Here is a 6855-nt window from a genome sequence, read left to right as displayed (position 1 = left end):
ATACGTCCGCAGCTGCTCCCGCTGCTATCAATTTTGGTGGGTACGCACCGGCTTATTCATCTTCTGTCCCCGTAGGTAACACGGGGACAACTTCTACAGGGCAGGGCGTATGAGCAAGCGCCAAAACGATCTAGTCCTGGTCAACAACCGCGAAATCAAGGTGCGCTTGCACGCGGCAAAAGTTGAAGAGTGGTCTTACATCCATATTGACTGGCTGCGCTTCACGGTGAACCGCCGTCATGCCCCAGTGCCAAGCGTTGAGCTGCTGTTTCCTGAACCTGACGGCTCTATCGACTACATGGCCGAGCGTGACGGTTGGAGCGATAACCGCCGTGCCGCTGCACATGCTGAAGTCAAGCAACGCCGCCAGCGTGTGGTGAACCTGCTTAAGGACTTGCCCGACCCAGACTATCAGGCCAGCTCACAGGCGTTCACGCTGGCAGAAGAGGTCGCGGAAATCCTCGGCCAGGACTTCACTGCAGATCCCCTGATTCAAAAAGGCAAGGACTTCTACCGCTTCCGCATCGACATTCTGCGCAAGGGTCATCCGGTCGGCTGGGTGGGCTTCCTGGCCACGAATAACGGCAAGCGTGCCGAGAACCAGAACAACACGCTGCATGTGAATCTGGAAGGCATGGCTTGCACGTTTGCGCAGCGCGGCTGGCCCCAGGTCATGGCCGATTACATCGAAGACCATCGCGGCGTCATCACGCGCATCGACCTGGCTGCCGACTTCATGGACGGCATTGGTGACAAGGGTCATGGCGATGTGTTTGAGCGCTTCTTTGAAGAGTACCGCTCTGGCTTGATGGATCACCTCGGCCACCGTCCTGACTCCGATGTGTCTGGCGATCACCTCTCCAAAAAGAAGGGGCGCAGCTTCTATCTCGGCTCTCGAGCCGGGGGCAAGCTGACCAACATCTACGAGAAGGGCAAGCAGCTATTCGGCAAAGAAGACGACTCGAAATGGATTCGTGTTGAGCTGCGTTATGGCAATCAAAAGCGCGTGCTGCTGCCCGACATGCTGCGGCGTCCTGCTAACTTCTTTGCCGGTGCCAGTGACTGGCATGCATCCATCTTGCGAGAGCTGGGCGCACAGGCCATTCCCGAGCCAGTCAAGTGCGAGAAGCAAGTCCAGATTCAAACCATCGACGCCGAAGTGGCGCGCAATGCGCGCTGGCTCATGAGCACTGCCGGGGCCTCTGTTTTTCTGGCTATTCGGAATCTTCCTGAAAAAGCGTTTGCGAATTACTTCGATGAGTTCGCCACAAAGCTGCCAAACCGCCTCAAGAAGTTCGGCATGGCCGACATCGAAGCCTCATATCAACGTGTCTTTACCAAGCTGGCTAGCAGTGGGCGGGCTAGTCCGGCATTTGCTTAATGCCTAAACCAAGGAATCAACATGCGTTTTCAAGCACAAGGTGTACTCACCGGCATCAAGTCCAGCAAGGGCGATTACGAGGGCCGCGCCTTCGACTCGACCACGTTCCATTTGGCTGTTGATCTGCCCGATAGCCAGAACGGCGAAAGCCTGGGCCAGGTCACCCGGCCTTTCAAGATGGGCACCTCTGCTGAGTACAGCAAGTGGAAGCACCTGAAGGAGTCGTGGCCTGTCGGCGGTGTTGCCGTGGACTGCATTTTCGAGATGGCAGCAGGCGCTGATCAGTCCTCCAAGCTCGTGCTGGTGGACATCAAGCCCAAGGCATCCGGGAAGGCTGCTTAAGCATGTCCCGCTACGTGATCCAGTCGGCATTTACCGGCGCTTTCCTCTCTCCTGACCCAGATGACGGCCAGCCGCGCTGGGTGCTGCTCTTGCGTGATGCCTGCACTGTGGACGACATGGAAACCGCCGTCGAAATGATCGCGGATCACGTTGACGAATTCCACAAGGCTCAGGTCATTGACCTGGATGAACTTTGATGAGGTATCCCCATGAGCAATGAACTTGATGACGACACCGCCTGCTGCGATGACTGCCAAGAGATCAATCTTGGCTTCACCGTTTCAGAGGTTGTCGAGTGTGGCTGCCCTGTCTGTGGCTCCCACAACATCCGTCCTTATGAAGAGTGGGTTTCAGACCTGCCCGACGTTACAGAGGATTGATGCCTTTATGAAAGTCATCTGATGAGCTACTTCGTCTGCACTCAGATCGAAAACCCATGCCAGCCAGGCAACCAGGTCGCGGTGACAGAAATCACCGTGCAAGACCTTGCCGCGCTGGGCATTACTCCGCAAAGCATCAGCCAGTCCGTTGCGCTTGGGTTTGGCCTGGTCTTCGCCATCGCTATCACTGGCTACGTGTTGGGCCTGGTGCTCAAACTGATTCGAGGCATTTGAGCCTGCAGCCGAGAGTGGGCGAGGTGCCCGCTCCCTGGTGCAAGTTCGCACTGATTTGAAGAGGGAAATCCTATGCAGAAGTTCAATGCTTTGCGTGCTCTGCGCGCTCGTGGTGCACAAGCCGCTCTGGCGGTTGGTGCAATGGTGATGGCAACTGCTGCTCGTGCTGAAGGTGCTGGCATCGACAGCCTGTTCGATGGTGTGGACCTGTCCGGCATCTCTGCAAAGGTGCTGGCGATGGCTGCGGTGATCGTCACCATTGCCCTGGTCATCAAGGGTCCCAGCATCGTCAAGCGCATCATCAGCAAGATCTAAGGCCCGGTCATGCTCATAGTCGCCCTGGTCGTCGTCGTTCACGTCGCTTTTGCGCTGATCGGCGCGATCGGGGCGCTTTGCTTTTTCAGCCTTGCGAGGATGTGATGATTAAGTGCTCTCAAGGCTTTGTTGTTGGCATGGCGGCATTTGTTTGCGGCTCTGCTTCTGCTGCTCCCTTGCAAATACCGACGAATGTGCCCATCGTCGAGGTGTCTCAGCAGACCAACACCTACAACTATGTTCCGGTCAATGAGAACAACTCCACGATCAAGCGTGTTGTGCCCATCTCTGACGCACTTGTCACCGGTCAGAGCGTATCTGATGCGGAGCCAAAGGTCAGCACCACTAGGCGGCTTCCAATTGGTACAGGTGCTGAAGTTACGGCACGCGTAAAAATTCCAAAAGCCAATATCGCTAAGGCGCTGATTCTTTCTGCAAAGCTCGGTGGTCGCGTGGCTGGTGGCGTTGTTGGTGGAATTGCGGTCGATGCGCTGATTGACTATGGGCTTAAGAATGTAAAGCTTGGCTCAGACGGACTTCTCTCTGCGGAGCGCCCTGATGACAAGCCCTACGAAATTTCCGATGGGTATATCTATCGCGTCAATTCTCACGCTAGCGTGATTGGTATCTCGCCAGGGTCTGCATGCAACGCATACGCGCAGGATGTGTATACCGGAGGGAGCTATCAGCTGCAGTCTGCCCAAGTCGTTTCGGGTGGCTGTGTAATCTCGTTTTTATTTGGCCCAAATCCCTATACGCATACATTTCCGATTGCGCGGGAAGGGTTTTCTGGTTGCAGTACCGGCAACTACGTTGCAGACGGCAAGTGCACGGCAGATAAGCCTGTTGTTGCGATGAATGAGCAAGAAGTTCAGGACTGGATTGCATCTCGTGATGGCTGGCCTAGTTCTGCTTCCGTAGCTCTCGCTGAGATGCTGAAGTATCCAGACACGAGAAGAATCATCCAGGACTACCCGAGCAATGGCGTTGAGATAAACGGCCCTGCCAGCGTAAAAGGCAAGTCAACCACGGCAACTGAGGGTGTGCAGCTTGTGCCTGGCACAACGACTGTTGCTCCGCCTGGTACACCGCCTTCTCAAACTCAACCAGGCACAAAAACCACCACTACAACTGCAACTCATCCGATCACATATTCGGGTAGTACTGTCTCGCATTCCACGGTCAATAACACGACCACGAATATCACAAACAACGTGACAAACGTCACAACTACTGAAACTAAAACTGAAGAGGTCGAGGACGATAAGGATGACCAGATGCCAGTAGATACTGCTCTTGGTGATCTTCCTGAGCTCTATAAGCAGAAGTATCCCGATGGTCTTTCTGGCGTCTGGAATCAGCGTAGCCAGGAATTCAAAAGTAGTGGTCTGTTTAGCCTGGCAGAGCAACTCATGCCAACGTCATTGAATGGCGGTACATGCCCCAGCTTCAATCTGGACTTGAGCATTGGCTCATGGGCAGATTACGGCACGCATGAGGTGCCTATGCCTTGCTGGATTTGGGATACCTGCAAATACATCCTGCTGCTGATGGCTGCTGTATCTGCGCGTCGCATCGTTTTTGGGGGCTGACATGGCAGCAGCATTTACAGCACTGTTTGCCAAGCTCGCGGCCATCGTCACATGGTTTGGCAACCTGTTTGTGGCCATCTTTAAAGCGGGCTGGGACATGCTCTCAGACCTGGTCTGCTGGGGCTTTGATGGCCTGCTCGGTATCGCCGTCACAGCAATGAATGCAGTGGAACTTTCTGGGCTCAATGGAGCGTTTGGCGCATGGAGCCAGCTACCTCCTGAGCTGCTGAATGTCATGGGCCTGATGGGCCTTGGCGCTGCGTCTGCAATCGTTGTCGCTGCACTTGGCATTCGTCTGATGCTGCAGCTCATTCCGTTCACAAGGCTCGGCTCATGATTAATGGTATTGAAGGCATTCCCGGCTCTGGCAAAAGCTATGAGGCCGTTGCGTACCATGTCCTGCCGGCGCTCCAGGCCGGCCGCAAAGTCATCACAAACCTGCCATTGAATATTGATGCGTTCGCTGCCATCGATCCCGCGTATCGGGTCCTGATTGAAGTTCGCACCAGGCCAGCTCCGCAGCTGGGCGACTGGAATGCGGCGAACATCGCAGAGCAGGAAGCATTTAGCCTCTGGACGGATAAGGAGCCTGTGCAGCAGTCAGAAAACGTCTTCACGTTCGGCACTGTCTGGGACTACTACAGCGACTGGCGAGGACCAAAGGGGGAGGGGCCGCTCTACGTCATTGACGAATGCCACGTGGCCTTGCCAAAGCTCGGCACGCCTGATGCGGTGGTGCAGTGGTTCAAACTGCACAGGCACTACAACGCTGAAGTCTTGCTGATGACGCAAAGCTTCCGCGACATCAACCAGCCCATTGCGCAGCTTGTCGCAACGCTCATTAAGTGCCGCAAGGCAGACATCCTGGGCAACAAGGGTGAATACATCCGCAAGGTGCATGCGGGCTATCGCGGCGCCATGATCCAGCAGAATCAGCGCAAGTACGAAACCCAGTACTTTGGGCTGTACCGCAGCAACACGCAAAGCAGCGGCACCTCTGAAGCCGGTATGACGGACGTCAAACCCATGATCGTCTACTTCAACCGTGCTAAATGGGCTTGGTTGGCCGTCACGCTCTGCCTGGTCGTCTGGGCCTTCTGGCCTAAGCCTGATGTGGACGTCTGGGGCAACAAGAAAGTCGAGCCTAAGCCCAAGGCTGCTGTACAGGCATCAAGCCCTGTCGCTGCAGCTGTGGTGCCTACGGCCACGGCCAAGAATACGCAGGCTAGCGCCGAGAGCCAGGACGCTGAAAATGTCAAGGCGGATGACAAAGAGCCACTGAAGGGCAAAAGCATTCATGTCACTGGCGAAATCATCAAGCGCGGCCAGCACTGGTACACCTTTGTCATCAGCGATGGCACCAGGCGCATGTTCGACCTCAATAGCGACGACATGAAAGCCGCGGGCTACCAGGTCGCATACAAGGCCCACTGCATCGCGCAACTGAGCTGGGAGGGTGGTGGTTCTCGCATGGTCACTTGCGATGCGCCGAACGCGCCAGCAGGCACCGATAACAAGCCCATCGTGATCGACTCTGGCGGCGGTGGCCGAAGCGATAAGCCGCTGCGAACTGGTGCAGAGCCTGAGCAGCAGGCGCATCAAGAGGTTGCGGAATATCGCGCTCCGCAGTACCAGCAGCATGCCACCATGGCCGATATCTCCAAGGCCGGCCGCACCGCGCGCTTGGTCGAATCTGGGAAGCTTTAGGGGGTATCGGGGGCCTCGCCCCTGATGTCAACCGTAGATCAGGCATTGCCAGTTCTATCGATAGGACTGCACGCGGCACCTCCCGCAGTTACATGCACCTGGCTCGCGTGGCGCGCTTCCGGCAAAGATCGGGCCTTCGCTCCGTGTCCTGAAAGACAAACCGCCGCAGGCGCTCTGTCCTATGATCTCGCCAGAAGGGGGATCTATGGGACTAGAGGATCGGGACTACTATCGGGACGATTACGCGAAGAAAAATGGCATGCGCTACAGCGCGACCAAAGGCACTTACTCGGCTGCTCAGCAGCCGCGTGTCTCGGAGCCGGTGCATGAGCAGCGTGAGCCTAAGAAAAAGGCCACCTTTATGGATAAGTTCCTTTGGGTGATGGGCCTTGTTCTTGGAACCTGTGTCTATTTCGGGTATTTCAGGGCGGATTTTTTGCGCTGGCTATCCAACTGAGAAGATGGGTAGATTGGCGGGTCCGGTGTTTGATTTGGCTAATTCAGCCTCAAGCAGCGCAATTTGATGCATGAGCCGTTTGTTTCGCCGCTCTTGCGCTTGTGCCTGGGCGAAGTATGTGGACGTGCGCAGGTTTGAGATCGACTCAATGTACTGGATGCCCCAGGTTGACTCCCAGAATAGCGCTAGGTGGATGGCCCTGGGTGCTTGGCCTTGCGCGCGGTACCGTCGTAGTGTTGACGGGGAAATGTCTAGCAGCCTTGCTTTTTGTTCAATGCTGCCGGGGACGTTTTCCAGGATGCTGAGAAAGTGAGGGAGATGTGCGGGGTATGGTGCTCTAAACATCAACTGACGTTCGAGCAATCGTTATGAAAATTTGAGCAGTGCGCGCTGTGTCAGCAGCCTTTTACGCAAACGGTGTGCGATGCGATTAAACATAATATACAT

10 protein-coding genes are annotated in these 6855 nt (G+C 55.7%); all 10 read left to right on the top strand.

Going from position 1 to position 6855, the window contains the following annotated elements:
* Positions 1 to 109 precede the first annotated feature (109 nt).
* Positions 110 to 1381 (top strand): replication initiation factor domain-containing protein, encoded by a 1272-nt coding sequence (locus ACWGXF_RS24220; protein WP_452102590.1) that lies wholly within the window; start codon positions 110 to 112, stop codon positions 1379 to 1381.
* Positions 1382 to 1402: 21 nt separating this feature from the next.
* On the top strand, positions 1403 to 1723 hold the full coding sequence (locus ACWGXF_RS24215) for a hypothetical protein (protein ID WP_452102589.1): 321 nt from the start codon (positions 1403 to 1405) through the stop codon (positions 1721 to 1723).
* Positions 1724 to 1725: 2 nt separating this feature from the next.
* The gene (locus ACWGXF_RS24210; protein ID WP_034357626.1) at positions 1726 to 1920 is read left to right on the top strand and encodes a hypothetical protein; all 195 of its coding nucleotides are present in this window, start codon (positions 1726 to 1728) and stop codon (positions 1918 to 1920) included.
* Positions 1921 to 1932: 12 nt separating this feature from the next.
* A complete protein-coding gene (locus tag ACWGXF_RS24205; RefSeq protein WP_187427551.1) occupies positions 1933 to 2103 on the top strand; it encodes a hypothetical protein in 171 nt (56 codons plus the stop codon).
* 21 nt (positions 2104 to 2124) lie between these two features.
* A complete protein-coding gene (locus tag ACWGXF_RS24200; protein ID WP_452102588.1) occupies positions 2125 to 2337 on the top strand; it encodes a hypothetical protein in 213 nt (70 codons plus the stop codon).
* A gap of 72 nt (positions 2338 to 2409) precedes the next feature.
* Positions 2410 to 2652: a hypothetical protein gene (locus ACWGXF_RS24195; protein ID WP_452102587.1), complete on the top strand. Its 243-nt coding sequence runs from the start codon at positions 2410 to 2412 to the stop codon at positions 2650 to 2652.
* A 104-nt stretch (positions 2653 to 2756) separates the two neighbouring features.
* The gene (locus ACWGXF_RS24190) at positions 2757 to 4244 is read left to right on the top strand and encodes a hypothetical protein (protein ID WP_452102586.1); all 1488 of its coding nucleotides are present in this window, start codon (positions 2757 to 2759) and stop codon (positions 4242 to 4244) included.
* Position 4245: 1 nt separating this feature from the next.
* The gene (locus ACWGXF_RS24185; RefSeq protein ID WP_452102585.1) at positions 4246 to 4581 is read left to right on the top strand and encodes a DUF2523 family protein; all 336 of its coding nucleotides are present in this window, start codon (positions 4246 to 4248) and stop codon (positions 4579 to 4581) included.
* Positions 4578 to 5951, top strand: coding sequence for a zonular occludens toxin domain-containing protein (locus tag ACWGXF_RS24180; RefSeq protein ID WP_452102584.1), 1374 nt, complete (start codon positions 4578 to 4580; stop codon positions 5949 to 5951). Before ACWGXF_RS24185 ends, ACWGXF_RS24180 begins: the two co-directional genes overlap by 4 nt.
* 205 nt (positions 5952 to 6156) lie before the next feature.
* Positions 6157 to 6408, top strand: a complete 252-nt coding sequence (locus ACWGXF_RS24175; protein ID WP_452102583.1) for a hypothetical protein — start codon at positions 6157 to 6159, stop codon at positions 6406 to 6408.
* The last annotated feature ends 447 nt before the right edge of the window (positions 6409 to 6855 follow it).

Source organism: Comamonas sp. HJ-2 (assembly GCF_053615495.1).
The sequence above is the reverse complement of the archived record's forward strand: the minus strand, read 5'-3'. Positions and strand labels throughout refer to the sequence as shown.